Here is a 309-nt window from a genome sequence, read left to right on the forward strand (position 1 = left end):
CCCAAGGCCTGGGCGCGCGCCTGTCCGACGACGGCCGGCTGGAGGTCGATCTGCACCAGGCGACCAGCGTGCCCGGCCTCTACGCCGCCGGCGACGTGGTGCGCGGCCTCAACCAGATCGCCGTGGCCACCGCCGAGGCCGCCGTCGCCGCCACCGACATTCACAACCGCCTGCGCCAGATCGACGGCCTGACTATATCCGACTGAGGTCCGGCGCGACCGGGATGCGATCAGGCCTGGGCAGAGACCCAGCCATTGACGATCCGTTCCAGCACCGACAGCGGCACGCCGCCGGCCGCCAGCGCCGTGT

Annotated in this window: 1 protein-coding gene; it reads left to right on the top strand. The window is 72.5% G+C overall.

Annotated elements, in window-relative coordinates; translation table 11 throughout:
* Positions 1-206: FAD-dependent oxidoreductase (locus CVH10_RS19260; protein ID WP_181244519.1), on the top strand; the 206-nt coding region annotated here is incomplete at its 5' end.
* Between the last annotated feature and the right edge of the window lie 103 nt (positions 207-309).

Origin of the sequence: Halomonas sp. ND22Bw (assembly GCF_003011945.1) — a bacterium.
In the GTDB taxonomy this organism is placed as follows: Bacteria; Pseudomonadota; Gammaproteobacteria; order Pseudomonadales; family Halomonadaceae; genus Halomonas; species Halomonas halophila.